Annotated in this window: 23 protein-coding genes and 1 tRNA gene; 10 read left to right on the plus strand and 14 right to left on the minus strand. The window is 44.5% G+C overall.

From position 1 onward, the window contains the following. Positions 1-81 precede the first annotated feature (81 nt). Both EJ063_RS04575 and EJ063_RS04580 read left to right on the plus strand, forming a co-directional pair. Complete coding sequence (locus EJ063_RS04575) at positions 82-744, plus strand: potassium channel family protein (RefSeq protein WP_126572815.1); 663 nt, start codon at positions 82-84, stop codon at positions 742-744. Next, positions 741-2,108 (plus strand): TrkH family potassium uptake protein, encoded by a 1,368-nt coding sequence (locus EJ063_RS04580; protein WP_126572816.1) that lies wholly within the window; start codon positions 741-743, stop codon positions 2,106-2,108. The genes EJ063_RS04575 and EJ063_RS04580 overlap by 4 nt, the downstream gene beginning before the upstream one ends. 3 nt (positions 2,109-2,111) lie before the next feature. Here EJ063_RS04580 and EJ063_RS04585 read toward each other — a convergent pair whose 3' ends face one another. Then, positions 2,112-2,552 (minus strand): DUF2850 domain-containing protein, encoded by a 441-nt coding sequence (locus EJ063_RS04585; protein ID WP_126572817.1) that lies wholly within the window; start codon positions 2,550-2,552, stop codon positions 2,112-2,114. 389 nt (positions 2,553-2,941) lie between these two features. Here EJ063_RS04585 and ppnP point away from each other — a divergent pair, with 389 nt between their 5' ends. The 3 genes from ppnP to EJ063_RS04595 all read left to right on the plus strand — a co-directional run bounded on the left by ppnP (position 2,942) and on the right by EJ063_RS04595 (position 4,890). Beyond that, a complete protein-coding gene (ppnP, locus tag EJ063_RS04590) occupies positions 2,942-3,229 on the plus strand; it encodes a pyrimidine/purine nucleoside phosphorylase (protein WP_126572818.1) in 288 nt (95 codons plus the stop codon). Positions 3,230-3,354: 125 nt separating this feature from the next. After that, the gene (locus EJ063_RS20990; protein ID WP_167469870.1) at positions 3,355-3,531 is read left to right on the plus strand and encodes a hypothetical protein; all 177 of its coding nucleotides are present in this window, start codon (positions 3,355-3,357) and stop codon (positions 3,529-3,531) included. A 204-nt stretch (positions 3,532-3,735) separates the two neighbouring features. Next, positions 3,736-4,890, plus strand: coding sequence for an SEL1-like repeat protein (locus EJ063_RS04595; RefSeq protein WP_126572819.1), 1,155 nt, complete (start codon positions 3,736-3,738; stop codon positions 4,888-4,890). 59 nt (positions 4,891-4,949) lie between these two features. Here the strand turns inward: EJ063_RS04595 and EJ063_RS04600 are convergent, their stop codons facing one another. Beyond that, the gene (locus EJ063_RS04600) at positions 4,950-5,657 is read right to left on the minus strand and encodes a MaoC family dehydratase (RefSeq protein WP_126572820.1); all 708 of its coding nucleotides are present in this window, start codon (positions 5,655-5,657) and stop codon (positions 4,950-4,952) included. Positions 5,658-5,973: 316 nt separating this feature from the next. On the opposite strand from EJ063_RS04600, the gene EJ063_RS04605 reads away from it, so the two are divergent. Beyond that, a tRNA-Ser gene (locus EJ063_RS04605) sits at positions 5,974-6,064 on the plus strand. A gap of 281 nt (positions 6,065-6,345) precedes the next feature. Here EJ063_RS04605 and EJ063_RS04610 read toward each other — a convergent pair. Together EJ063_RS04610 and EJ063_RS04615 are read right to left on the minus strand one after the other, a co-directional pair. After that, a complete protein-coding gene (locus EJ063_RS04610; RefSeq protein WP_126572821.1) occupies positions 6,346-8,826 on the minus strand; it encodes a putative bifunctional diguanylate cyclase/phosphodiesterase in 2,481 nt (826 codons plus the stop codon). Continuing rightward, the gene (locus EJ063_RS04615) at positions 8,823-9,944 is read right to left on the minus strand and encodes a substrate-binding domain-containing protein (protein ID WP_126572822.1); all 1,122 of its coding nucleotides are present in this window, start codon (positions 9,942-9,944) and stop codon (positions 8,823-8,825) included. The genes EJ063_RS04610 and EJ063_RS04615 overlap by 4 nt, the downstream gene beginning before the upstream one ends. 176 nt (positions 9,945-10,120) lie before the next feature. Here EJ063_RS04615 and EJ063_RS04620 point away from each other — a divergent pair, with 176 nt between their 5' ends. Further along, positions 10,121-11,128, plus strand: a complete 1,008-nt coding sequence (locus EJ063_RS04620; RefSeq protein ID WP_244225134.1) for a substrate-binding domain-containing protein — start codon at positions 10,121-10,123, stop codon at positions 11,126-11,128. A gap of 83 nt (positions 11,129-11,211) precedes the next feature. Here the strand turns inward: EJ063_RS04620 and EJ063_RS04625 are convergent, their stop codons facing one another. The 3 genes from EJ063_RS04625 to EJ063_RS04635 all read right to left on the minus strand — a co-directional run bounded on the left by EJ063_RS04625 (position 11,212) and on the right by EJ063_RS04635 (position 14,527). Beyond that, positions 11,212-12,003 (minus strand): CLCA_X family protein, encoded by a 792-nt coding sequence (locus tag EJ063_RS04625; RefSeq protein WP_126572824.1) that lies wholly within the window; start codon positions 12,001-12,003, stop codon positions 11,212-11,214. 8 nt (positions 12,004-12,011) lie between these two features. After that, positions 12,012-12,428: a hypothetical protein gene (locus EJ063_RS04630; RefSeq protein ID WP_126573115.1), complete on the minus strand. Its 417-nt coding sequence runs from the start codon at positions 12,426-12,428 to the stop codon at positions 12,012-12,014. A 92-nt stretch (positions 12,429-12,520) separates the two neighbouring features. Beyond that, positions 12,521-14,527, minus strand: coding sequence for a methyl-accepting chemotaxis protein (locus EJ063_RS04635; RefSeq protein ID WP_126572825.1), 2,007 nt, complete (start codon positions 14,525-14,527; stop codon positions 12,521-12,523). Positions 14,528-14,791: 264 nt separating this feature from the next. Between EJ063_RS04635 and phnR the strand changes: the two genes are divergently transcribed. Beyond that, on the plus strand, positions 14,792-15,496 hold the full coding sequence (gene phnR / locus EJ063_RS04640; protein ID WP_126572826.1) for a phosphonate utilization transcriptional regulator PhnR: 705 nt from the start codon (positions 14,792-14,794) through the stop codon (positions 15,494-15,496). A gap of 76 nt (positions 15,497-15,572) precedes the next feature. Here phnR and rsgA read toward each other — a convergent pair whose 3' ends face one another. Next, positions 15,573-16,607, minus strand: coding sequence for a ribosome small subunit-dependent GTPase A (gene rsgA / locus EJ063_RS04645; RefSeq protein WP_126572827.1), 1,035 nt, complete (start codon positions 16,605-16,607; stop codon positions 15,573-15,575). Positions 16,608-16,616: 9 nt separating this feature from the next. Beyond that, positions 16,617-17,159: a GNAT family N-acetyltransferase gene (locus tag EJ063_RS21130; protein WP_126572828.1), complete on the minus strand. Its 543-nt coding sequence runs from the start codon at positions 17,157-17,159 to the stop codon at positions 16,617-16,619. A gap of 219 nt (positions 17,160-17,378) precedes the next feature. On the opposite strand from EJ063_RS21130, the gene EJ063_RS04655 reads away from it, so the two are divergent. Next, positions 17,379-17,798, plus strand: a complete 420-nt coding sequence (locus EJ063_RS04655) for a VOC family protein (protein WP_126572829.1) — start codon at positions 17,379-17,381, stop codon at positions 17,796-17,798. Between the two features lie 77 nt (positions 17,799-17,875). On the opposite strand, the gene EJ063_RS04660 is transcribed toward EJ063_RS04655, so the two are convergent. After that, complete coding sequence (locus tag EJ063_RS04660; RefSeq protein WP_126572830.1) at positions 17,876-19,099, minus strand: DEAD/DEAH box helicase; 1,224 nt, start codon at positions 19,097-19,099, stop codon at positions 17,876-17,878. Positions 19,100-19,218: 119 nt separating this feature from the next. Continuing rightward, positions 19,219-19,629, minus strand: a complete 411-nt coding sequence (locus tag EJ063_RS04665) for a MarR family winged helix-turn-helix transcriptional regulator (protein ID WP_244225135.1) — start codon at positions 19,627-19,629, stop codon at positions 19,219-19,221. 126 nt (positions 19,630-19,755) lie between these two features. Between EJ063_RS04665 and EJ063_RS04670 the strand changes: the two genes are divergently transcribed. Beyond that, on the plus strand, positions 19,756-20,907 hold the full coding sequence (locus EJ063_RS04670) for an Acg family FMN-binding oxidoreductase (protein ID WP_126572832.1): 1,152 nt from the start codon (positions 19,756-19,758) through the stop codon (positions 20,905-20,907). Positions 20,908-21,000: 93 nt separating this feature from the next. On the opposite strand, the gene EJ063_RS04675 is transcribed toward EJ063_RS04670, so the two are convergent. The 3 genes from EJ063_RS04675 to EJ063_RS04685 form a co-directional block, all read right to left on the minus strand. Next, the gene (locus EJ063_RS04675) at positions 21,001-21,966 is read right to left on the minus strand and encodes a GGDEF domain-containing protein (protein ID WP_126572833.1); all 966 of its coding nucleotides are present in this window, start codon (positions 21,964-21,966) and stop codon (positions 21,001-21,003) included. After that, positions 21,963-22,946, minus strand: coding sequence for a response regulator (locus EJ063_RS04680; RefSeq protein ID WP_126572834.1), 984 nt, complete (start codon positions 22,944-22,946; stop codon positions 21,963-21,965). Before EJ063_RS04680 ends, EJ063_RS04675 begins: the two co-directional genes overlap by 4 nt. A gap of 280 nt (positions 22,947-23,226) precedes the next feature. Further along, a complete protein-coding gene (locus EJ063_RS04685) occupies positions 23,227-25,194 on the minus strand; it encodes an alkyl/aryl-sulfatase (RefSeq protein WP_126572835.1) in 1,968 nt (655 codons plus the stop codon). Between the last annotated feature and the right edge of the window lie 97 nt (positions 25,195-25,291).

The following is a 25,291-nucleotide window of genomic DNA, read 5'->3' on the forward strand; positions in this document are numbered from 1 at the left end:
GTCAGGATTATGGATTCAATTTGATAAGCGTTTTTTGTGGGCGCACACTTCCATCTCCTTAATCTAATACTAGGAAAAGCCATGAAATCAGGTGACAAACAATTTGCTGTCATTGGTCTGGGTCGATTTGGTCTGTCAGTGTGCCAAGAGCTACAGCAAGCCGGTGCGGAAGTACTCGCAATAGATATTGACGAAGAGCGAGTTCGATCGGCTGCGGGGATCGTTAGCCAAGCGTTAGTGGCTAACTGTACTAATGAAGAAACTGTTGCTGAGCTTAGACTAAAAGATTACGACATGGTCATGATTGCCATCGGGGCCGATGTGAATGCCAGTATCCTTAGTACTTTAGTCGTCAAAGAAGCGGGGGTGAAAAACATCTGGGTCAAAGCGAACGATAAGTTTCACTCGAAGATCCTTAGTAAAATTGGTGCCGATCATGTCATTATGCCCGAGCGTGATATGGGCATAAGAGTCGCAAGAAAGATGCTGGATAAGCGTGTGCTTGAATTTCAAGAGCTGGGCTCAGGCTTGGCTATGACAGAAATTGTGGTGGGTTCAAGGCTGCTAGGTAAAACGTTAGGCGACCTTACCCTTTGTAAAGAGAAGAACGTTCAGGTGCTTGGTTTTAAACGTGGCCCAGAGCTGATTAAAGCTCCTGACTTAAACAAAGCATTAGAAATAGGGGATCTCATCATTATCGCAGGTCCAAGCGATATCTTATCTAGAAAACTGAGCACGCTATGAACCCGTTCGGCCGTAAAGATATGTTCTATGCCTTAGATACGGGCAGCAAAGAACAAAAAGGCTCCGAGCCGCGCGTCATCCTGTTGAGTTTCCTCGGTGTGCTTTTGCCGTCGGCGGTTCTACTCACATTACCGGTTTTTTCTGTCACTGGATTATCTATTACTGACGCATTGTTTACGGCTACGTCGGCTATCAGCGTTACCGGACTTGGTGTTGTTGATACCGGAGAACACTTCACCATTGCGGGCAAAATCCTCTTGATGCTGCTCATGCAAATCGGCGGTTTGGGTCAAATGACCTTGTCAGCCGTTTTACTCTATATGTTTGGAGTTCGACTGACATTAAAACAGCAGGCGTTAGCAAAAGAAGCTTTAGGCCAAGATCGTAAAATTAACTTAAGACGTTTAGTAAAGCGCATCATCATATTTGCTTGCATCGCAGAGTTTATCGGGTTTGTGTTGCTATCATTTCGTTGGGTACCAGAAATGGGCTGGAGCCAAGGTCTGTTTTACGCGCTGTTTCATGCCATATCGGCTTTCAACAATGCTGGTTTTGCCCTGTTCTCAGACAGCATGATGAGTTTTGTCGATGATCCTTTGGTTATCTTCACGCTCGCGGGTTTGTTTATTTTCGGCGGGTTAGGTTTTACTGTGATTGGTGATGTGTCAACCAATTGGCAGCGTGGCTTCAAAGCGTTTCAGTTGCACACCAAAATCATGCTTGTTGCAACACCTGTTTTACTGGCAATCGGCACGCTGATGTTTTGGCTGCTTGAACGTAACAACACTGAGACAATGGCGGGTTTAACTAGTTCTGGTCAGTGGCTAGCGGCTTTCTTCCAATCTGCCAGTGCTCGTACTGCTGGTTTCAACAGTGTTGACCTTACTCAATACACTCAACCAGCCCTGCTCGTGATGATCATTCTGATGTTAATCGGAGCCGGTTCTACTTCAACAGGTGGCGGTATTAAGGTGTCTACGTTTGCGGTCGCGTTTGTGGCAACCTGGACATTTCTGCGTCAGAAGAAGCACGTTGTTATGTTTCAGCGTACCGTTGGCTGGCAAGTTGTCACGAAGTCACTGGCCATCATCGTCGTCAGTGGGGCGATATTAACAACAGCGATGTTCTTGTTGATGCTGACAGAGCAGGCCAGCTTTGAGAAAGTGTTGTTTGAAACCATATCTGCTTTTGCTACGGTTGGACTGACGGCTGGCCTAACCGCTGAACTTTCTGAGCCAGGGAAATACATCATGATTGTGGTGATGGTGATTGGTCGTATTGGGCCTTTGACGTTGGCTTACATGCTAGCAAGACCAGAACCTTCTTTGATTAAACGACCTGAAGGTGTGGTTTTAACGGGTTAAACACTATTTATTCCCAAAATGATCAGATAGGGCGGCTCGGCGTTTTTTGGCGGAGCCTCCTCCTTCCATGTCAACCGTATCTTCATACCCCGCTTTGATTAGCCGTTGTGTCGGGCTGTTAGGGTGGAGTCGTTGAAGTTGAGGCGAATCGAATGTTCCTGCAATTCTGTAGACAGTAGTACCACTGCCAGTGTGAATCTCAATGCGTTTACCATCAAAATCAAACTGCGTAGCGACCAAACGATTATTCCTATACACGCCTTTCTCGTTCAGCTCTAACGTATCACTTTGGTATGACGGTGCGCCAATCTCTACCCAGCGACCATAGACATGCTTAGGATTGATATAGTCTTGATAGCTAACATAAAGCAGACTAGAAAACCCGACTAGCAATACAACAAAACCAAAGGCAAAAAAGGCTTTAAAAGCATGGTGTTTGGTCATAGTAACAGGGTGTATCCCATGTGGTTAAATACAGCAATAATTCAGGCTGTACGATATTGAGAATTAACGCAATGTTCAGCTACAAAATGGTGAACTAGGTTCTAACTTTTTCCAAGACGTTCACATTTTTATTATAGCTTATGCGTAATAGCGCAAATAAACATCGAACGATGAAAGTAATGGATAGAGACTAACAACCAACAATTTCAGTTAGTTTAATGAATAATTCTAGATTTTAATTGGAAGGCGAGATCTGTACGTTTATCAGTGGGATAAAGCTAGAATAATACAAAAATCTGATCTTTTGTTACACCTCACATTGTTGTTGCTGAACCTAAAGAGTTCGTATAAAACAGTGAAATCAAAATAAAAAATTAACGGAGTTAAGGATGATTAAAGCAAACAGCTACTTTGAAGGACAAGTACAGTCATTAGGTTTTACGCAACAAGATGGCGAATCGAGCGTGGGCGTGATGGCGGCGGGTGAGTACACCTTTGGTACTGATGCACCCGAAAAGATGACAGTCGTAAAAGGCGCACTAACGGTAAAACAAGCTGGTGAGCAGGAGTGGAAAACCTACAATGCGGGTGAGTCATTCAATGTACCGGGCAAGTCTTCGTTTGACTTACAAGTGTCGGTTTCTACGGCCTACTTATGTGAGTACTTAAGCGCGTAATGACTTATAGCCTGAAAAGCGAACAGATTATTTAGAGAAAAATTTATCTCGTAGCCCCTTCTTGAAGGATGTTTTCAACTAAACTTAAGAGTGAAAATCCTTGTTAGACATAAAGGGGCAAGGCGATGGAACTACGTAATGAGCATGGTGAAAAAACGCAAGTAGCGGATAACCTCACTATCAAAGAAGTGCTTGAAATGGGTTACTCAATTGATCTTTGTGATGAAGCGTTTGATCCCAAAGAACACTGGGTGGCCAGTGCAGGTAGCCAAGAAAACAAAGGCGAATTCCCAGAGTCATAATCAACTGATAGCCTAATAAAGCCCGAGCTAGCCTCGGGCTTTTCTGTTTGAGCTATCTTTTCTGACACCCCTAAGGAAAAGTGAGGTGAGTTGAATACTGGGCGAGCGTGCGGTAATAAGTTATGATTCAGATATTAATGATTTTCGCTTGCGGCCGATACAAACATTGTATTCGGAGAAAATAGAACAACGATAAGAGATAGAATGAACGTAATTGGTATTGCCATTGGAGTCACAGGGTTACTCTTGCTCGGCATGTTCATGTGGATGCTTGCTTTATCTGTAAGGAAAAAGCGACTCGATCAAGAACGCAAACAGAAAGAAATCGCCTATCGAAAAGCGGTGGAGCGAAATCGCCGTCAAGAAAAAGAAGAGCGGGTCATGAAGGCTGAAGGTGGTCACATACCTACGATTCTCTATCTCGCGAAAGAAGCCGAAAGAAGTAATCCTAAAGAAGCGCTCTATTGGTACACCAAAGCGGCCAAACTCGATAGTGTCAATGGTATGTATGGCATTGTTCGCATCAGCAACAAAATGAAACAAGATGTGATATTAAAAGAGCAAGCTAAGTTTTGGCAAACCTGTATTCACGCCAATGAAGGGAGCCTTGCTCATCAATATGAGATGGGTCAGGCGCTTGTCCATGGTCGAGGAACAGAAATCAATGAGCCTAAGGGTATTACCGTTTTAGAAGCAGCGGCAAATAAGAATCATGTAGAGTCGTTGATCTTCTTAGGCGATTGGTGGTCTCCAGAGCAAAACAATGACCCTCAAATGTCGACTGCTTATTACCGCAAAGCAACTGAGCTAAAAAGCAATGACGGACGTATGAAGCTTGGTCTTAACTATATCCATGGGGTGGGTGTGGCAAGTAGCTTTACGACAGGTGTTTATTGGTTGGAGCGAGCAGCAGAAAAAGGTTACTTGGAAGCAATGTATAAAGTGGGTGAGGTTTGGATAGATCATAAACCAAACGGTAACTCTATTAGCTATATCTGGCTGTTTCTGGCCGCTCAACTGGGTTATGAGCCAGCGCGAACACTGCGTGACCAAGTTGCCTTAAAAATAGGTGTAGATACGGTCGTTGGCTTACAGGGGCTGTCTAAGCCTATGATTAAAAAAATCCGTGAGAACAAAGTCAGTAAGCACTCTATTATCAAAGCGTTAAACCGATTGTATAAGCGTGGTATTCCAATTCCGGATAACGAGGTGCCTAAGTCAACGACACAAGATCAAAGTGTGGCCTCGGACGACTCGACTCCGTTAGATGAGAGCGAAAAAATCGCGGTTGATGTGAATGAATCATCGACAACAAGTCCCTTAGACTTTTCCCAATCTCCAATGGATAAATCGTCTTAAATGACTTCATAAAAAAACGCCCGATGAGAACATCGGGCGTTTTTTTAACAATCTATTGCTTAGAAGTGCAGTTGAATAACGGAAGTAACAACAGCACCAGGGCGGCGAACGCCATCAATTTCAACTTTGATTTCACGTTCAATTTCTAAACCCTTACGGATTGGAGTCACCTTAGACAAAGTGCTGACAGCGCGAACGCGGTTATCTGCTTTTACCGGGTAAGGGAAACGAACTTGGTTGAGACCTATATTCACTACCATTTTTGCTGTAGGGAAAAGGTTGTTATCAGGGTCAACACTGTCAGTAAGCTTTGGCAATAAAGCAAGTGTTAAAAAGCCGTGCGCAATGGTTGTTTTGAACGGAGACTCTGCCTCTGCACGTTCTGGATCGGTATGGATCCACTGCATATCTTCAGTAACTTGGCCAAACTGGTTAATGCGTTCTTGAGAAACATCTAACCATTCACCAGTATGTATCACTTCACCGAGCTTTTCTTGAAGCTCTAAGTAGAGGGCTTCTGCCTCTGGCTTCATTTCTAGCGGTTTTGGCTTCACTGGTTGCTGTGGTTGTACCGGAGCAGGCTTGATTTCATCGTTTACAGCAGGTGTTTGGAAATCGCGCAGACGAGTAAACAGGTGGCGGTTATGAGCCTTATTGACAATCTCTCCCCAGTACTCACGCACATGCGGCGTTACCCAGTGCATAAACTCTGAGTGCTGTTTAGAATTTGTTAAACCACGATGTTTAAATAAGTCAGCGACTTTCATAAAAACCTCTGATGTTGACCATGTTGCTCGGTTAGTTTCTTAATTTTGAAGCACTTCACACTATTGTGCAATTACTTTCGAGCGTACAAGTGTTTGGTGAAAGTGTATTTGGCTTAATTTTTCAATAACTTATTAATAAAACACTATTTTATTGAAAAACTATCAATAGAGTCTTTAGCTTATAAATTTGGGTCACAATGGCTCAAACTAGCGCTCTGCATGTCGACTAACTGTTTAGTTTCTCAGCACTTAAACCATAGGTCGCGAATTAATGCTTTACAAGGCAGGGGCTTGTACCTAATATACGTCCCGCAACGGAGAGATGGCTGAGTGGTTGAAAGCACCGGTCTTGAAAACCGGCATACGTTAATAGCGTATCTAGGGTTCAAATCCCTATCTCTCCGCCACATTCAAAACCCCAGTCGAAAGACTGGGGTTTTCTCGTTTCTAGCCGAGAACATTTTGATAGGGATTTATTTAATCCCCAGTTGAGCGCAACCCCGAACTAGGCGTCCCCGAACTCCGCCACATTCAGCAACAAGGCCGCTAAGAAGTTAGCGGCCTTTTTCGTATCTACAGTAATGAAAATCATCTACTGGTATGTCTTTCTATCTGCTAAGTCCGCAAGTCTGTTTAGGTCTCTTCCCAGTAAGAAAATGCATTGATCATAGTAGAATAGAGCCTCTGGTTAATATGTAATTTGGCGTTGGGTGTTTGAACCAACTTCGGAGATGAATTCCAGCCATTCAGAAACCGGGAGAGGGCGAGCGAAGTAATAGCCCTGAGCACAAGAACAGCCAATTTGGCGTAACGTCTCTACGTGTGATTCGGTCTCTACACCTTCGGCAATGACTGAAAGATCAAGCACCTCTGCTAGTTTGAGGATGGCACTGGTGATTTCGTAATCCAATTTGGATGTATTCACTTCTCGGATAAATGTACGATCAAGTTTGATGCAGTCTGCAGAGAGATTTTTGAGCATAGCAAGGGAGGAATACCCTGTTCCAAAGTCATCAATGGCAATTCGATAACCTTTCGCATGCAGCTTTTCGATAGTCCGAGAACAGGTTTCAAAGTCACGCATCATATCTCGTTCGGTTATTTCTAGCAGGAGCTGTTCAGGATGACACTCCGTCTCGTCAAGAATCACTTGTAACTGCTCAGCAAGGTCTGTTTTATAAAACATTCGTGCGGAGAAATTGACGGAGATGATTAAATTGTCGATATTCGTACCGGCGCGTTTCCATTCAGTAATTAGCGTAGCGACCTTTCGAAACACCCATTTGTCGATTTCGATAATGAGATCGGTTTTTTCTGCGACTTCTAAGAAGTCGAAAGGAGGCAATAAGCCAAGCGTCGGGTGTTGCCATCGGACGAGTGCCTCTGCCCCTACGATACGCTGGCTTTCCAAGTTCACTTTGGGTTGGAAGTGAACAACTAATTCATCGTTCTTGATGGCGTTGTGTAATCCCATGTTAATTTCGATGAGGTCAGTGACTTCATGTGTCATTTGATTGGCATAGATACGATATTGGTCTCTACCGTTTTTCTTCGCATGATACATGGCAGTATCCGCGTTTCTCACCAATGTTTCTCCATCCTCTCCATGAATAGGAAACTGACAGATCCCGATACTAGCAGAGACAAAAATCGTTCTATCTTCAATATAATACGGCATTCTTAATGCCTTATTAATTTTATCGGCAATCTGTTCACCCTGTTCAGAATTCATATCAGCGAGGACTATCATGAATTCATCCCCACCCATACGCGCAACGAATCCCAAATCGCCGATAAGCTTGGTAAGAATCTCAGAAATACTCACCAATAAGTTATCTCCAGAGGCGTGACCGAGCGAGTCGTTAATCGTCTTAAACTCATCAATATCTAGGTAAAGGAGAAGGAAAGGGCTGTTGTTTGCATGTGAAAAGGCAATCTGTTCATCAAGCTTTTTGGTTGCTAACAATCGGTTCGCAAGTAATGTCAATGGATCGTGGTGAGCAAGAAAGTCGAAGTTCTTTTTCTCTTCATGGAGTTCTAGATACGCCTCTGACAGTCGTGATGACATATTGTTATAAGCGTTCTCGATCAGGCTCCATTCATCGGTACGCCCTAAGTCGATCGGCTTTTTAGTACCGCTGGAAACGAGTCGATCAAAACCGTCTTTTAGATCATCGAGTGGCTTTCTGATGTGGAGGCTAACCACTCGATTAATCAACAATACAGAAAGCAGTATCGCAAATAGACTAATCACGATGGCATTGAATCGAGATTGACCAATTTCTTTCTCTAGCTGCTGCGTTAGTTCGACCGCTTGCGTTTGTACGCGTGTTTCTGTCCCTTCTACCATGCGCAGTAAGTCGTTTTGAGCACCAACTAATGCTTCCATTACAATCCAGCGTTGTTCAAGGTTAGCGCGGATTCGACGTAGAGCGGCATTATAGCGCTTAACGGTTTTCTGGATTTTTTTCTTTTGAGCAACGACCTCAGGCGTGTGTATGTCCACGTTTTCAAGGTGAAGAAGTAGTATGTCTAGCTCTTTTTCAACTTCAATTAGCAATACCTTTTCAGTCTCAGGCGTGATGCGGCTGTGGATATCGCCAATCATTTTACCTGTGGTGAGGAAGGCTTCTCGTAGCATATTGACTAAATCGATCTCGTTATTGTAATGCTGGATACCAAGGCTATTAAGTTGAGCTATTTTGCTGTCAGCAATAACAAATTCTAACTCATTAATTTGAAGAGCGAGTCGAGTATCAATTTTGTGAGTTTGCTTTAAAATTCGGTTTAGAGCGAGTGAACTTCCTAGAAATCGATGGAAGTTATCGATGAATGCATCAATCTTGTTAGACAATGTTTTATTGGTTGAGAGGTCTCTAAGTTTTTGAAGTTGTAGATCGATATTGAATGCTTGAGCTGACAAGGTACTTTCACTGAACAGAAACGTCTGTTCGAGTAGTTTGACTTTTGACGTTAGGTCAAACACGTGGCGACTGATTTCTGAATTAACGATCAGCTCAGATACATGGGTACTGGTTTCTGTTTTTAAAGTAGATTCAACGTAATAGAGTGAGCGGATTACTATCAACACCGCGACACTTACGATAAGTAACGAAACCAAGCTAGAAATGATGAGGCGCTGCGTGATATTGATGTTTTTTATAATCATTTCGGCTTCCAAATCTTTAAATAAGCTTCGCGATAACCGTTTTGTGGGTCATAAATGCCACTTGCTTGCTGGCTGACAAGTTCGTCGACGTTATCCGGTGTTACCAAATGAACTGGAGCAGAATAGCCACTAGGTTCTAAACCGTTAAAGGCTCGGTTAAGTTCGTCAATGATTTGCCAACCTTGCAAATACAAAGGTTCAGGAACGGTGGCTAGTTGAAAATCATCGTTGTTAATTCGCTTGTATGCCGCCTTACTTCCATCACCGGCTGATATGTTGCTTGGGACGTGATTGCGTTGTTTGCGGTTTGACTCTAAAGAAGGGATAGCATAATCAATGTATAGGTCGTTTATGGCTAATATATGGGTGATTTTTCTATCGTATTTATTCCAAAGACTTTCCATAGTTTTAGGCATTAACTCTGAAATCTTACCCAATGGCAGATCGTTAACTTCCAATAGTTCGCAATCTTCGCAACGCCTAATAGTGTTCGCCATGGTATCTGATTTGATGGTGGCAATTTTGTAGTTTGAATCGGTGAAAATAAGTGTGTTCGCTTTGCCTTCTGAATTTGCGATAGCAAGCAAGGCGGCAATTTCTGCGACATCTAAGGGATCGGTGGTGATGTTCATATATAGGCCTATGTCATCATTACCACCCGCTAACTCCGTTGCATGCCATCCGATAACGATGATCCCAAGGTTTTGAGCCAATTTTAGGACATCCCTATGCCTTACAGCATCAATGCCACCAAGAACGATTGCATCAGGCTCAAAACCGATCGCTTTTCGAATCGCAGCGCCTTGTCGGATTTCTGAACCAACGCCGTCGAGAAACCTCAAGTGCCAATCAAGGTGCGAGTTAGCCTCAGACATTCCTTTACCCACACCATATACGCCGCCATTTCTGAGATCAGATGCAACGAAGATAATACTTTTTTCGTAAACCGCCTGCGGCCCATTAGTAGGACCGTCCCAGGTCGTATTACTGGAGACTGCTTTTTGTACTTTTGCTTTTGCGTAGTCAAGAAACGTTTCGTTACTGCTAATCGCGTAACTATAAGAGCTAATGGATACTGCACAAAAGAGGACGAGCAAGCGCCTAATCAAAATTGTCATAAATTTATAATGTGTAATTCAACTTATAATTTTGGTGTATATATTTATAATAATGTTATTACACAATCAAACAATTGGTAACATTTATGGTTTTTGCCGTTAATAAAATAGTAAATAAGTGTGTCTTAGTCGTTCTTTTGTTTAGTCCAATAGCGGCATTAGCCCACGAATCAGATATGGATGAGAAAAGTCATATCTTCTATCACTTTCAATCTGCTGTGAGTGAAGAGCCGAAATCAATCAAAAGTGACATCGTTAAGCAAACGATCCAAATTGCACTTATCTACCCGAGTGCGGATATCTCAGATTTCTGGGTTCGTAACTATACGGCGCTGACTAAGCGCTTGTCGGCATTGAATATTTCTTATGAAGTTACCGAGTTTTCATCAAAGCAAATTGAACACTCTCTTCAAACGCAGTACACGGATAAGGTGCTGAGTGGTGAAAAAATGTACGACTTTGTCATTTTTGGACCGTCGGAGTTGGATCTGCAATCCAATAATATTCAAAAACTATCAGCTTCTAATGATTTCAAAACGTTCATATGGGCTTTTCATACGCCGAATGAAAACTGGGAGTCTCAACCGGATGCATGGTTTGATTTCTCTAGTAGCATGGGCGCAGAAGTGCTCTGTGGACACGTGATTGCACATTTGGGTAAAGATATCGAGTTTGCTGCGAATCGAGGGATCCCTGGTATTACAGATACCCAGCGTTCACAAGGATTTATTGATTGCGTCGAAGAGGAAGGTGATTGGTTAACTGTCTATGAGCATTTTGGCCAATATCAAAAATTAGGTGGTGCCGATGGGGTGAAACTCATTCTGGATAATTTCCCTGAAGTGACCATGATCCACAATGCAAATACTGCCATGACAATGGGAGCGGTTGATGCGCTGCGGGAAGCTGACAAACTTGACCCTATTTATGTCACTGGCTGGGGCGGTACAGCGAAAGAGATTGAGAAAATCCGAGCAGGAGAACTCGATGCGACGCCTATGCGCATGAGTGATGATCTCGGTGTCGCGACTGCTGAAGCCATAAAATTTCATTTGGAAGGCCGGGCCGTAGAGGTACCTTTAATCTATTTAGGTAGGATTACCGTGGCACATAACGAAATGAGTGACGCTGAAATTGATCACCTTACGCGTGAGGCCTTTCGTTATTCTGGCGTGAATGAGTAGATGCCCCTTTTCCCCACATTCAGTAAAAAGGCCGTCAAGCAATTAGCGGCCTTTTTCGTTTTCACATCTTTAATGCGTTAAGCTTATCTACTCAGCGCTTCCCCAAGCGGCCGAAAGTAATCTTGCAATGCAGCATGGATACGCTGACGGTGCTCTAAATCTGGATAAACGCCGATGGTTTTCGGTTTGGTTGTACCAGAGACCAAATAGGCATTGTCGATTCCCGAGCAAGATTCGATGGTGGACTCAAACGCTCTTGCCATCATCTCGGTCGGTAGAGAGAAGTAATTTGAACCGACCGCTTTATCAGCGATGACGCTGCGTGACACAAAATCGTGTTTGTCTTGGCCATCTTCGCTCAGGAGTGCCGCATCAAAAATCTTCAATAGGCTATCGTTCAAAGGATGAGGGAAAGGGTCGAGATTCTTAAGCCAACAGTCACTGGCGAAAATGATCGAACGCTGTGGCCCTGAACGATCGCCTATATCAAATGCTTTCTCGGCAATGTAATGATCAAAGGCATGCCAAAATTCATGGGCGAGTGCGCCTGCCCCTGCGTTTTTAGCTAAAGCAAGCTCTCGTTGGTTTGGCGCATAATGGGCCTGAACGCCTTTTCGGCCACCAGTGCCAAATGCCAAGCTTAAGCTGCCTCTGAGCCCAATTGCTTTTGGTGGCAACGCTAATATATAGGCTAGATCGGCCAACGAATCGAATATCAAGTTCGCTGCTAGGTCTTTCTCTTCAGCATTAACCCACTTACCGACTCGAATCCCGCCAATACCAAACGTCTGTTTGATATCCATAAACGAGACTTGATCTCCATGACGATAGTCTGGACCTTTGCGAGTTCGGTATTTGAAGTTGGTTAGTTGCAAAACAGAGCCTAGCCGCTGATCTTATTGCGTTGCTGCTGATAATGCTCAGGAAGTAAAGCATGGCCGTCTAAATCAGCAAGGTAGGTGAGTGCATCAATGACTCGCAAAGGGGTCAGTTCTGTGTCTTGATTACAATGGTCTAATTCAAAACAGAGGTAGAGCTGATCCGCTTCAATCTTCAAAAACAGGTTACCTTGTGGTGCTCGCGCTTGCGTTAAAGCAAACACACCAATGCCTATAAAGTGAGAGCTGTTTCGATTGCGAGTCGCATAGATGTCGCACTTGAGCTTATGAGCGAGTGCTAAGAAATCGAGAAGTAGGTTAATTTGGTCGTCTGAAACATTATCGAGTGCAGCTACATGCGGTTCTTTACAGAAACGTTCTAAATAGCACAGCATCTCTTCGATATCGTTGTTAAAAAGCATCATCGGTCGCTCAAGTTGTCAGTATTGCGATTGTACCTGTAGCTACTGACATCACAAAGCGCTTAACGAGAGCGCCGATTCACTTTCTGTTATTAAAGCTGGTATTTATGCAGCATGGCTTGCTGCTCACCTGCTATTTCTGCCACATATTCAGAGCGTTCGACCATCGGCTCTAGCTGCAGACGAGTTTGCTGCCCTTGCTCGGAGATGCGTGCAATTGCCTGAGACACATTAGCTGTGGCGCGATCTTGCTCTTCAGTGGCAACAGAGATTTGCTCAACGCGTTGCTGGATGTGTTGAACGGCTTTATTGATGTCTGAGAACGTCAACTTGACGTCGTTGCTTGATTGCAGTGCGTGACTCATTTCAAGGCGAGAGTCATTGACCGCTTGGCGTGAACGATCGGCAGCTGCAATCAACTCATTCATCATCTCTCGAATATTAGTGGTTTGCTGAGAAGTGCCACTTGCCAGCTTTCTCACTTCATCGGCAACGACAGCAAAGCCTCGACCTTGTTCACCGGCTCGGGCTGCTTCGATGGCGGCATTGAGTGCCAATAGGTTGGTGTTTTCTGCAATGCCGCTGATCATGTCGACCATTTCGCGTATCTGTTTCACTCGCTGATCCAGTTCGAGCATTGACTCCTCATTGATATTGAGTGAGTTCTCTAATGACTCTAGACGTTGACGGTTTAGCTCCACCACGCCGACACCTTTCACAGTATGTTCAGTGGCAAACTGTGAGTCTTCTGATGACGCGGCCGTGACAGTCGCAATTTCTCGGATAGAAGCTTCAAGCTGCGTTACCGTTGTCACCATGCTTTCCAATGCTTCGTTCTGAATGGTTAGGCTCTGGTTGGTTTTTTCTGCAGCATGGTTACTGATTTCAGCCGATTGATACAAGGTCTCGCAATTTTGGGTCACGGTTGAAATCGAGCGGTGGGTAGAGTCGATCACTTGGTTTAGTTTTCTAGCCACTTCTTTGAGTTCTAATGGGCCAATCTCTTCAGTTTGGCTACGAAAGTCGTGCTCAGTCAGGGCCGAAAGGCGAGCTAGGATGTTTTTAAGCCCTCGATTCGTCCAGGTGCGAAGTGCAAACCAAGTAAAGAGAATCACCAGTGAAATGACACTGGCGGCAACTGCGACCATGACACTGACGTTGTTGATGGTGTCGTGAACCACGCCCTCACGTTTATGGATCAGTTCTGCAGCAGCATCGGCGATGTGTTCAAGCAAACTCATGGTTTGGTTTGAGAGTTGCGAGGCTTGTTGGAACTCACTCTTTTGTTGTTCACTTTGCTCTAACTTAGTGAGGATTAAACGCAGCACACCATTGGCGTCAAAACCGGATTGAACCATGTCATAAGGTGCAGTCAGGCTGGCAAACTCGGTAATTTCAGGGTGCCACTCTTTAAAATCATCATAGGCGAGATCGATGCCTGCAATTCGATTACGCATCTCTTTGTATTCCAGTTGCGCTTTTTCGAGCTCGGTTTGCATCATCATGACTAAAAACGTGCTCTCCATAGAGCTGGCAGAAGAAATAAACCGGTTGGCGGCATCGTTAGATTCAGGATTGTCGACACTGAGAAAAGAACTAATGCGATTCATCTCAGGTCCAATTGAGCTCAATCCATAGCGGAAACCACCAACGGCGTCTTCAATGTTACGTTGAATACCAATCACGGCAGATTGTTTAGATAAAATCGAGGTCGTGATTTGGTGCAGCTGATCTAAATTGTCTTTGAGCTGCTTTGAAAGGTTTGAAGCGACACCGGATGATTGGTTAATCAGCCCTTCTCGTTTCTCGGCTAGCTGATCAATCTTATTGGTAATAGCCAGTAACTCTTCTGGATCAGTCACTTGCATGCCATAGTTAAGAAGTTTGACTTGTTCGAGTACGTTTTTGGTTAGTGTGGCATTTGCCATGGCGATAGGTAAGGCTTGTTGTGATAAGGCATCAAACTGATCGCCTACTCGTTCCATCCCCTTGAAGCTTGAGACAGAAAGCGCAGCAACAAGTACGAAAATGGTTAAAAACGTGGCACTGATGGTTTGAATCAGTGAGAGAGAAAGCCGTGAGTTAGAGCGCTTTTTCATAGTCAATGTGGTTATTTTTGAGTATGGATGGGTGTTCCCTCTGGTTTTTATTGTGCGATAAACAGGGGGATTTCGGTCATGGTAGGGAGGAAATGTGACAGTCAGCTTGCAGATTTATGTCGAATTAAAGAACTGGCGGGGAGTAAGGTGGTGTTTTTGAAGCGCGGTTGAACGAAATCTTCACCATCATCAGGAATGTTGGAATAACTTTAGGTAAACTAGCTTTCTCGCACTCTCGATAGGCGCAATGGATAAGGACAGCGTGTGCAGTACGTAAAGATTAAAGACTCGATTATTGAACAGGTCGAAAGTGGCATGCTTTCACCAAGACAGAAACTGCCTGCAGAGCGTAAGTTGGCTGAGTCGTTTGACACCACTCGAGTGACTCTGAGAGAAGCCTTATCTCTACTTGAGGCAGAAGGGAGTATTTATCGAGAAGATCGCCGTGGTTGGTTTATTTCTCCAGAGCCACTGAAATACGATCCAACCCAAGTGGTTAGCTTCCCCAGTTTGGCTAAAGCGCAGAATCGAACGCCAAAAACGGAGCTGGTGGCGACAAAGAGCATCATCGCCAACAAGCAAGCCACTCGCTTATTAGAGCTTCCTCCGTTCTCTGATGTCTATCGAGTAGACCGTGTCCGCTATCTCGAAGATCGCCCGGTTGTTCATGTCACTCATTATCTTAGACCTGATGTTTTTCCGAACTTGTTAGCTTATGACTTATCCGGTTCGTTAACGGATATTTATCGAGAGCAATATGACGTGAAGTATCACAAAGTTCGCTATCGAATTTCAACCAGCAGCTTACTCGGTGAAGAAGCTCAAGCATTGCGTGCCACGTCCGGTACGCCTGCGATGGTCATTGAACGAGTAGGGTATAACGAGCAAGGCCTACCGATTGGGTGTGACATTGAATACTGGCGTCATGATGCAATCAGCATAGAGTCGATGGCAGAAATCAATGGCTAATAAGTTGAGAGTTAAGAATGCAAAAGCCCTGGTGAGAATACCAGGGCTTTGTTTTAGTGAAGTTGTGATGTGTCGTTCAGTATTTTTTTGCCGATCGAGCTTGATCTTGAACCGAATTAACCATCTTGGAAAAGGCTCTGTCCTTGGCTCGTTTCTGTGCCAATGTCGCGCTGTTATGAGCCTCTTCTCGCAGTAGCTTCTGGAAATTTTCCAATCTGCGTGTCGATAATTCCCCCGTTTCAATCGCATTCAATACCGCACAACCCGGTTCGTTTTGATGTTGGCAATCAGAAAAGCGGCACTGCTCTGCTAGCGATTCAATGTCGGCGAACGTGAGTTTTATTCCCTCTTTTGCATCGCTCAGCTGTAGCTCTCGCATTCCCGGAGTGTCCATCAACAAGCCACCTTCTGGTAACCACTTAATCGCACGATAGGTGGTTGTATGTCGGCCTTTACTGTCTTGCTCTCGGATGCCACCGGTTTCCATCTCGTTTTGACCAAGTAAGCCATTGACGAGCGTCGATTTGCCGACACCGGACGATCCCATAAACGCTACGGTTTTTCCTCGTTGGCAGTAGCCTTTCAGCAGTGAAATATCTTCATTGTCGAGGCTGTTCACGCAATAGACACTTAATAAAGAGTCTAGCTGCTGAACTTGTTGGCGAATGGATTCTGCCTCTGAACATAAATCTGCTTTGGTTAAGATAATGACAGGCTCAACGCCGGTCTCTTTGGCTAACGCTAAGTAACGTTCGATACGGTTTAAGCTAAAGTCGTCATTGAGTGAACTTACGATGAACACAGTATCAAGGTTTGCCGCGATAAGCTGGCGCTCTCTGGCACTGCCCGCTGCTTTACGTTGAAACAAAGACTGCCTTTCTAAAACTCGTACTAAACGGTCGTTATTGAACAACAGCCAGTCTCCGACACAAATTGGGTCAAAGTTAGGTGGGATGTGGTAGCGCAAAATACCAGCGTCACCAAGAATGACAACCTCAGACTTATGGTGCTCGATGATTCGACCAAGTGAGCAAGTCTCTAGCTCTTCAAGAGAGAGTTGCTGTTGAAAGAATGGACGTAAACCTAAATCAATCAGTGATGGAGCGTTCATAATGTTCTCTTACCAGTAATTCGAATCGTTAAGCGGTTCGGCGCAAGTTGGTTTCCCGATAATAGGTTGAATCTCACTTTCAAGCAAAGATTGGGCAATCCAACCGTCAGGGTACGATAACGCGAAAGGTGCTTGCATGATTGTCTCTTTAATTGGTGCAAAGCCGACTTTCGAGTAGAAGTTAATGTCGCCGTACGTCACTACGGATTCAACGCCATTTTCTTTTAGCATGTTTAAGCCAAACTGGATTAACCCTTGGCCAATTCCTTGACCATGATAGTCAGTTGCAACGGCCATCGGTGAGAGTAAGTAAACATTTTCACCGTTCGGGAAGTTAAGCTTCGAGAAAATAACTGAGCCGATGACTTGGTTTTGTTCACTGGTTGCCACCATGACTGAAAGATCGTTCGAGCTGCCTGCTAATTCTAGAAATTCGGATGATAGTTTTTCTAATAGCTGACCTTCGTCTGGCCCTTCAGAATTGGTGAATGTGTTTTTATATAGTTGAATAATTTCTTGTTTTTGTTCTGGTTTGTAGAGTGAGTAGTTCATGTCATTCTCTTTACTATTTGATTTATACATAGAGAGAAAGCCAGCGCTCGATTCACTTGTTCTCTCATTTCTTGCTGGGGATTATGAACTGTGAAGCTATAGACAGGTCAAGGTGGTTTTAATCTTTTTTCGATTATTTTTAAATTATCTCTTTACCTCAACTTAACTTGAGGTATTAGCATGCTCTTCGTTGTCTAGGAACATTTAAAGGAGATAAAAATGATTCAACTAGAGCATGTAAATTTAGTGGTAAAAGATATTCCTGAGATGTTGAAGTTTTACCAAGCGGCTTTCCCTCATTGGTATGTACGTGCAGAAGGTCAAGGTGAATGGAGTGGTAAGCCAAGAAACTGGCTACACTTTGGCGATGATTATCAATACATTGCGATGAGCGATCATGGTGAAGGAGATAATCGCTATCTTGCGGGTCATCAAGTCGGCTTTGCCCATTTTGCTTTCGTGACGAATAGCGTCGATACCGTTATTCAGAACTTGGTCGATGCAGGTTTCCCAATCGCAAAAGATGGCGCAGAAGAGCCCTACAGAAAGAACGTCTATTTTGTTGACCCGGCCGGTTTTGAAATCGAATTTGTGGAATACCTAACGGACGATCCAAAGCTGCGTAACCTAACCGTTTAAGACTAAAGCGCAAATAGGGCTAAACCGAAAATTAAAACAAAGCCCGCTGTTAATAAGCGGGCTTGTTGGTTTTATGATTAGCGAGCTTTAGGCTTACGTTGAAACTGCTTGATGCTCTTTTTGTTCTGAGTTCTGCGGTTGGCTTTTTTGTCTCTAGGTGCTCGCTTACTTTCACCGGTTGATGGCTTATCCGTTACCGGAAAACCTTCCAGATCTTGTAGCGGCAGCTCACGTTGAGTTAAAGAGCGAATCGCATTCAAAGCATCCGTTTCACCATGGCAAACTAAAGACATCGCAATGCCATTGGCGCCAGCTCTAGCGGTGCGTCCAACTCGATGGATGTAGGTTTCAGCGTGCATCGGTAGCTCAAAGTTGATCACTACAGGTAAGTGATCGATATGAATACCGCGTGCCAGTAAGTCAGTGGCAATTAATACTTGGGATTGACCCGATTTAAACTGCTCAAGCGCTTCTTCTCGTTCAGCTTGGCTCTTATTTCCGTGCAGGGCAGCGGTGGTAATCTTCGCCTTATTGAGCTTTTTCGTTAGGCTATCTGCGTTCTCTTTCGCGCCGATAAACACCAAAATCTGTTTTGCTGCTTGTTGCTCTATAAGGGTAATCAGCGCTTTGGTTTTACTGCCCTTATTCACTAAGTACAGTGTTTCTGCAATATCGCTGTTGGTGCTGTTTTCTTGATCAGCGACCAACTCTTTTGGTGCCGACATTAACGGTTTAGCTTGTTGTCTAAGTGTGTCTGAAAATGTTGCTGAGAACAGAGCGGTTTGACGTTTTGGCGAAGTTTGATCTGCGATGGTTTGAACGTCCGGCCAGAAACCCATATCAAGTAAGCGATCCGCTTCATCCAACACAAGGTAGTGAACCTGACTGAGAGAAAGACCATGCTTGATAAGGTCTATCAGGCGACCAGTGGTTGCGACCAAAATGTTAGGTTGCTTGGCTAAAGCTTGCTGCTGCAATTCCTTATCAACGCCACCACATAGGCAAAGTGCTGACAGCGATTGTGGCTTAGCTACGGCATTAATGGCGTCACACACCTGCGCTGCTAATTCGCGTGTTGGAACCAGAACCAACGCCTGATGGTCTTGGTTTTGCTTGAGAGCTTCGATGATCGGTAAGCCGTAGGCCAACGTTTTGCCGCTTCCAGTCTTTGCCAATGCTAATACATCGTGGCCACTGATTAATTCAGGGATAGCCAGCGTTTGGATTGCAGTTGGAGTCTTGATTGTGTTGGGCAGCGCTTGAATCAGCGTCTTGCTCAGTGATAGTTGAGAGAATGACATCAATATCGCCTCTTAGTTGGCTGGAAGCCTTGTGGGCCAATAAAAGCAGCCGCGGACTCTATCACACTATGGTGACGAAAGGGTATCGCTTTTATACCACTAATGAATAGCACTTCGGTTTACGCGTCCCGGTTATTGTCGAGCCAGGTTTGCAGCTTTTGACTGTGTTTGAGCATTTCATCCAGCTCAGTTTCGTCCCAGTCGTCAAAACAGAGATCAACCGTTGGTAAGAAACCCATAAAGGCATTCTGAACTTTCTCTAAGCCCGTAGCGTTTATGCTAATCCACTTTTTTCGGCCGTCTTGGCTGTCTTTGCGAATGTCGAGCAAACCCATTTCTACGAGTTTGTTAACTACTTTAGTAATGCCCGGTTGGTTCATTTGCATTACGTCGGCCAGTTGACTGATGGTGCTTTCGTTATCTGGATGGCGAGCGAAGTGATTCAGCAAATCGAACTGAGATTGATTGATGCCATGAGGTGTCAGCGCTTTACTTAACCAGGTGTTAGTGAGCTGATTAATTATTCCCAATGATATCAATAATTTGAATGTTTTCTGCTGTTTTTCTGTCAACATATTTATAAATTTTTCTTGATTTACATTCCTTGGAATGTAATATTTATTCCATGGAATGTATATTACAGCACGAGGCTAATTATGAACAGAAGAAACTTTATTAAGGTATTAGGCGCTGGTGGCGTTGTACTTGCGGCAAGCCCAATCGTTATCCAACAGATGAAACCGGCAAAGACAGCACAACTCAGACCGACTCACACGTATGATGACATAAAGAAAACCTTACTAAGTTATGCGATGCTCAGTGCGAATCCGCACAATATTCAGCCTTGGAAAGTGGCTTTCCCTGCTCAGAATCAGATCCTTCTATATGTCGACTCTGAACGACTGCTTCCTCAAACCGATCCAATCCATCGCCAAATTCACATTGGTCAAGGCACGTTCATTGAGGGATTGGTGATAGCGGCAAGCCATTTTGGTATTCGTGTTGATGTAGATTACTTCCCACAGGGTGAATATGACAATCAAAGCCTAGAAGAAAAGCCGGTCGCAGCGTTAACACTAGTACCTGATGACACAGTGAAAGCCGATCCTCTGTTCCAATACTTGGCCATTCGTCAGTCAACAAAGACGCCCTATTCGTCAGAGATTTTGCCGACTCAACAGTTAGTCGAGGTGCAAAAGGTCAACCAGCAAGCCAATTTCGCTATCCAATTTGTTGAAGCACAGGCCGACAGTGACACGATGGCTAATTTCTTAACTGAAGCGATGATGGTCGAAGAACAAAAATCCGCTCGCAGCTTAGAAACTATAAGTATGTTCCGCTTTAACGAGCAAGAGATGAGTCAATACCGAGACGGTTTTGGTTTTCCTCAAAATGGCGTCACAGGCCCTAAACGTTGGCTGGCAGAGACTCTGCTCGTGAGCCGAGAAAAAGCCGAAAATGATCCCTACTCGTTTGGTCAAGAAGGGGTAAAAGCAATACGAAAAGCGGCGGAGAATGCTCCCCATTTTGGTTTGTTGATCAGCGATTCTAATAGTCGACTTGATCAAGTGAAATGTGGTCGCACCTACCAAAGAATTAATCTTGTTACGGCATCAATGGGGCTTACTCAACACCCGATGAGCCAGATTTTGCAAGAGTACGATGACATGCTGCCATTGCAGGCAAAATTTAAACAGCACTATGGTGTGAAATCGAGCCAAACGGTGCAGATGCTGTTTCGCTTAGGTAAAGCTGATTTAACGCCGGCTTCTCCACGTAGAGAAGTGAGCGATATTGTGGTGAGTTAAAAGCACGGTCGCTTCTAAGACCATCGCCTCTAAGACTATCGCCTCTAAGACCACCGCCTTTAAGAATAGAGGCGATGGAATGATGGAATAGGGCTATTGAATCAGAGATAACTCGAAAACGGTCGAGCGATTGCGGCCGTTTTCTTTCGAAAAGTAGAGCGCTTTATCGGCGTGTTCTAACCAATTCATATAGCTGGTCTGGTTTGGGGAAAGCTCACAGATGCCAAGGCTCATGGTGTATTTCACATTATGGCCTTCGCAAGACACCACCGACTTTTCGATCTTCTTGCGCAGTCGCTCGGTAAAGTACAGTGCCTGGCTTGCACAGGTGTCTGGCAAAATGACGGTAAACTCTTCGCCGCCATAGCGACCGCAGATATCGGAAGCGCGAGAGGCCTTTCGCAATTCGTCAGCGGTGTGTCGAATGACTTGATCCCCAACGGTATGCCCGTAGGTGTCGTTGACTCGTTTAAAGTGGTCTATATCGAAAATAACCACGGTTGATGTGCTGCCCGATAGCTGGCAACGCTCATATTCATTTTGTAAGCAGTTTTCCCAGTATCGACGGTTAAACAGTTGAGTTAAGCCATCGGTTCGGCTCAGGTTAGAGAGCTTTTCATTTGAGTCAATCAAGTGGATCTTGTTCTTAGCAATATCCGTCACGTCGTTGATGATCAAGCTAACGTGTGAGACTTCTCCATTGACCGAGGTTAGGGGAGAAAAAGTCACATTCTGACGCATCTCTGCCAAGCTGTTTGAAATTGGGCTAAAGTTCTTAAACTTAAATAGGTAAGGGCGATCTTCCCAACAAGAGAAGCCACGACTGTTGAGCTTGAACGAGGTGTTAATTTTTCTGCGTAGCCAAGCTTCTGGCAAATCAGGCACAACATCAAACAGCACCTTGCCTAAGATTTTGTCAGCCGTAATGCCACTGTACGACTGCATGAATGAGTTCCAAGCACACACCTTATACTCGTGATCGACCACGATCAGACCAGCATCAAGGTCGCCGATAATTTGCATTGCCCAGTGAAAATCGCTCAGTTCATTTGGTGTCATAGTATGCTCGCTAAGATCTGTTCAATGGCTGTGGTTGACTCGTTATCCATCAAGAAAACAACATCACAAACCACATCGAGGGTTTTCGCGGTATAAACGAACTCAATCGTGAAAACATCTTTATCGTGCTCGGCTAAAAACTGATGACAGTTGAGTGAGACTTGCAGAGCAGATTTCTCCAATACGATAGGTTGGCGTAAGGAAACAGAGATATCGAGCTGCTTGCTGAATGAAACAAGAAAAGAAGAGATCAGCAAATTAGCAATGTCGAGAATCACTTCATTGGTTGAGTTGGATTCTTCATCCCCCATTAAACTGCCGAGTTTATCCAGCTCAGGGCCATGTAAACAAACAAGCGCTTCGCCGTTGATACCATTCCCAGCAAACCTCTGTGATACCGCGCGGTACTCAGAGTTATTAACGATGTCTTGCACCGCCATTTTCAGCTCAGATTGATGTAGGAACGCCACATTGGGCAATGGCATTTCAATGAAGTGGCCGACTTGTTCCGCAATCAATGAAGCACTTGTGCCGAGCGCAACATTACTCATTTCTTGCACGTTAGCAATCAGGTCAATCTGTTGGCTTGGCTTCGATGGTTTAGACGCTGTGGAGTGATGCAGTGGAATATTGTATTTAGCAAATAGCTGATGCAAATCGTGGTGCTTAAAGGGTTTCTCAATGAAATCCAATGCCCCGAGTTCAAAACAGCGTTGCTGGGCAGAGCTTTGAATATCGCCAGATACAACGACAACTTTGGTCGGGTAGTCATTAACTGGTAAAGACGCGAGCACTTCAAAACCATCCATTACTGGCATGGTGAGATCGAGAAAGAGTAGGTCGATATCATGGCTAGCGATAATATCTAATGCTTCTCGCCCATCTTCGGCTTGGAAGATCTCGATTGATCCCGTGAGGTTGATTTCTCTAATGATTGCTTTACGTGCGATTTTGGAATCATCGCAGACCAGTATATTCATAGCGTTTAATACATTCTTTAAACAGAATGGTGTTTTTATAGGGTTTTGGAGGACATTGCAAGGGCGATTTTAGCTAAATTGTTATTTTTATAAACAAGAGCACTCGTTTTTTTAACATAAATGCGGTTGGGGTTTTGATTTTGACAAATAGTTGACGTCAATAAATTGCGCTGAGATTTCAATATAGTAAGCAGGGTGCATAAGTTTGGAGGTTGTTTATAAAAAAAGCCCGTGGACTAAACGGGCTTTGAGTTAGTAACCTATTTATGGTTGATTTGATTTATGGGGTAACGACACCGAACCACATATCAAATTTGTCGAAGACAGACATCAGCGTCTTGAATTGCGCTGGGTTTGAAACGCTAAAGTCACCTGCCTTCATTTCATCTTGCAATGTGGCTTGTTTCGTCATCATGTTTTCAAACGCTTGACGCGTCATGGTGATGGTTAAATCTGCATCATTAAACTGCTTGCCGGAGTATGACTTCAGTACCGAGTTGCTTAGATCCATCGCATATTGACCATCGCCAGTGACATCAATGTTGACCTTAATATCTAAGCCTTTCGCGGCCTCCGGTTTCACTGTTACGCCAAGGTAGTTCATGAACTGATCAAACGGCATATTTTTAGCAATCGCGGCTGTGTTTGGTGTGGCTACCGGTTTGATACCTTCACGCAGTTCTTTCGCACCGCCTAGGTAGTAATTACGCCATGGGCCAGACTCCGCTTGATAACCTAATTGCTCCATCGCATCGGCTTCAAGGTAGCGAGCATCCATATTGTCTGGATTAGCAAACGTAACATTGTTTAGCAGGGTGACAGCCCAGCGATATTCGCCCTTCTCAATCGCAGTTTCAGCAAGACTGATCACCTTATCTTCACCGCCCATTGCTTCAACGTATTTTGTGCCTTGCTCTGTTGGAGTGAGTGGGTTTAAGTTAGCCGGGTTGCCATCCCACCAGGCGCCAAAATAGAAGTCATAGGTTGCTCGGGCATTGTGTGACACCGTGCCGTAGTAGCCGCGGTTGTACCATTCTTTGCCAAGTGAATCTGGCAGTTTGATCGACGCCGAAATTTCATTTGGTGTGTAGCCCTTGTTGGCTAAACGCAATGTTTGGTCGTGAACAAATTTGTACATATCACGCGTTTTCTCTAGCTGATTCTGAATGTTCTCTTTGCCGAATGTAGGCCAGTGGTGAGAAGCAATCATAGTATCCGCTTTGTCGCCATAGGCATGCAGAACATCATCGATGTAATCGGCCCAAGAGGAAGCATCTCGCGTTTTAGCACCGCGTAGCGTCGAGATGTTGTGCACCGTATGCGTCATCACCTCAGCTGCCATCATGGTTTTGTATTGCGGGAAATAGAACATGAACTCTGATGGTGCCTCTGACTCTTGAGCCATGACGACTTCAAGTTTCACGCCATCTACTTCCATTTCTTGTCCTGTAATGTTGGCGATGTGTGTTGGTTTTACAATGCCCGGTGAACCTGAAGAGGTAGTCTTACCCAAGCCACCGTCCACTTGTCCCTTACTGCTTGCTTCCAGTAAGTTACCGTACATATAGGAAGCGCGGCGAGACATAGTGTTACCAGCCATTAGGTTTTCTGCAATCGAGTGGTCGAAGAAGCCCTCTGGCGCGAGGATATCGACTTTACCTGCGTCTATGTCTGCTTGGCTTGTCACGCCTAAAATGCCGCCAAAGTGGTCAACGTGTGAGTGAGTAAAGATAACCCCAGTCACAGGTAAATCTTCTACGTGATCGCGTAACAGCTTGAGGCCAGCTGCGGCAGTTTCTGGTGAAATAAGTGGGTCAACCACTACCCAGCCATCATCACCGCGAATGAATGACATGACAGATAGATCAAAGCCGCGAACCTGATAAATCCCCTCTTTGATTTTGAATAAGCCATCAATGTTGTTCAGTTTTGCCTGGCGAAGAAGTGAAGGGTTGATGGTATCTGTGCCTTGGTTTTGATCGATAAAGTCATATTTACTGAAATCCCAAATAACCTTTCCATCGGCATCTTTTATGGTCTGCTCGGGCCAAGTTGCAATAAAGCCATGAGATGCGTTGTCAAAATCCCCTTGGTTTGCAAAGTCTAGATACTGCTTCAGTTGTTCGTTTTTGGTAATGGTGAATTTAGAAGCGTCTTTGGATGTGCTCGTTGTTGGCGCAGCAAAGCTAAATGCTGGAGCAAGAGTGGCAATGATAGCCAGTGACACGATTGATTTTTGAAGTTTCATATATGGTCTCTCTCTTATTTGGCGGATTGGATTTCCGCCGTTGATGGAGAGAGTTTAGAAAACATGGATTTATCAATCGATAGGGCAAAGTTTAAAT

It is taken from the genome of Vibrio aquaticus (assembly GCF_003970385.1).
In the GTDB taxonomy this organism is placed as follows: Bacteria; Pseudomonadota; Gammaproteobacteria; order Enterobacterales; family Vibrionaceae; genus Vibrio; species Vibrio aquaticus.

Excerpts from the sequence above, each read along its gene's own strand:
- EJ063_RS04575 (WP_126572815.1), top strand. The coding sequence starts at position 82 with ATGAAATCAGGTGACAAACAATTTGCTGTCATTGGTCTGGGTCGATTT.
- EJ063_RS04580 (WP_126572816.1), top strand. The coding sequence starts at position 741 with ATGAACCCGTTCGGCCGTAAAGATATGTTCTATGCCTTAGATACGGGC.
- EJ063_RS04585 (WP_126572817.1), bottom strand. The coding sequence starts at position 2,552 with ATGACCAAACACCATGCTTTTAAAGCCTTTTTTGCCTTTGGTTTTGTT.
- ppnP (WP_126572818.1), top strand. The coding sequence starts at position 2,942 with ATGATTAAAGCAAACAGCTACTTTGAAGGACAAGTACAGTCATTAGGT.
- EJ063_RS20990 (WP_167469870.1), top strand. The coding sequence starts at position 3,355 with ATGGAACTACGTAATGAGCATGGTGAAAAAACGCAAGTAGCGGATAAC.
- EJ063_RS04595 (WP_126572819.1), top strand. The coding sequence starts at position 3,736 with ATGAACGTAATTGGTATTGCCATTGGAGTCACAGGGTTACTCTTGCTC.
- EJ063_RS04600 (WP_126572820.1), bottom strand. The coding sequence starts at position 5,657 with ATGAAAGTCGCTGACTTATTTAAACATCGTGGTTTAACAAATTCTAAA.
- EJ063_RS04610 (WP_126572821.1), bottom strand. The coding sequence starts at position 8,826 with ATGATTATAAAAAACATCAATATCACGCAGCGCCTCATCATTTCTAGC.
- EJ063_RS04615 (WP_126572822.1), bottom strand. The coding sequence starts at position 9,944 with ATGACAATTTTGATTAGGCGCTTGCTCGTCCTCTTTTGTGCAGTATCC.
- EJ063_RS04620 (WP_244225134.1), top strand. The coding sequence starts at position 10,121 with ATGGATGAGAAAAGTCATATCTTCTATCACTTTCAATCTGCTGTGAGT.
- EJ063_RS04630 (WP_126573115.1), bottom strand. The coding sequence starts at position 12,428 with ATGCTTTTTAACAACGATATCGAAGAGATGCTGTGCTATTTAGAACGT.
- EJ063_RS04635 (WP_126572825.1), bottom strand. The coding sequence starts at position 14,527 with ATGAAAAAGCGCTCTAACTCACGGCTTTCTCTCTCACTGATTCAAACC.
- rsgA (WP_126572827.1), bottom strand. The coding sequence starts at position 16,607 with ATGAACGCTCCATCACTGATTGATTTAGGTTTACGTCCATTCTTTCAA.
- EJ063_RS21130 (WP_126572828.1), bottom strand. The coding sequence starts at position 17,159 with ATGAACTACTCACTCTACAAACCAGAACAAAAACAAGAAATTATTCAA.
- EJ063_RS04655 (WP_126572829.1), top strand. The coding sequence starts at position 17,379 with ATGATTCAACTAGAGCATGTAAATTTAGTGGTAAAAGATATTCCTGAG.
- EJ063_RS04660 (WP_126572830.1), bottom strand. The coding sequence starts at position 19,099 with ATGTCATTCTCTCAACTATCACTGAGCAAGACGCTGATTCAAGCGCTG.
- EJ063_RS04670 (WP_126572832.1), top strand. The coding sequence starts at position 19,756 with ATGAACAGAAGAAACTTTATTAAGGTATTAGGCGCTGGTGGCGTTGTA.
- EJ063_RS04675 (WP_126572833.1), bottom strand. The coding sequence starts at position 21,966 with ATGACACCAAATGAACTGAGCGATTTTCACTGGGCAATGCAAATTATC.
- EJ063_RS04680 (WP_126572834.1), bottom strand. The coding sequence starts at position 22,946 with ATGAATATACTGGTCTGCGATGATTCCAAAATCGCACGTAAAGCAATC.
- EJ063_RS04685 (WP_126572835.1), bottom strand. The coding sequence starts at position 25,194 with ATGAAACTTCAAAAATCAATCGTGTCACTGGCTATCATTGCCACTCTT.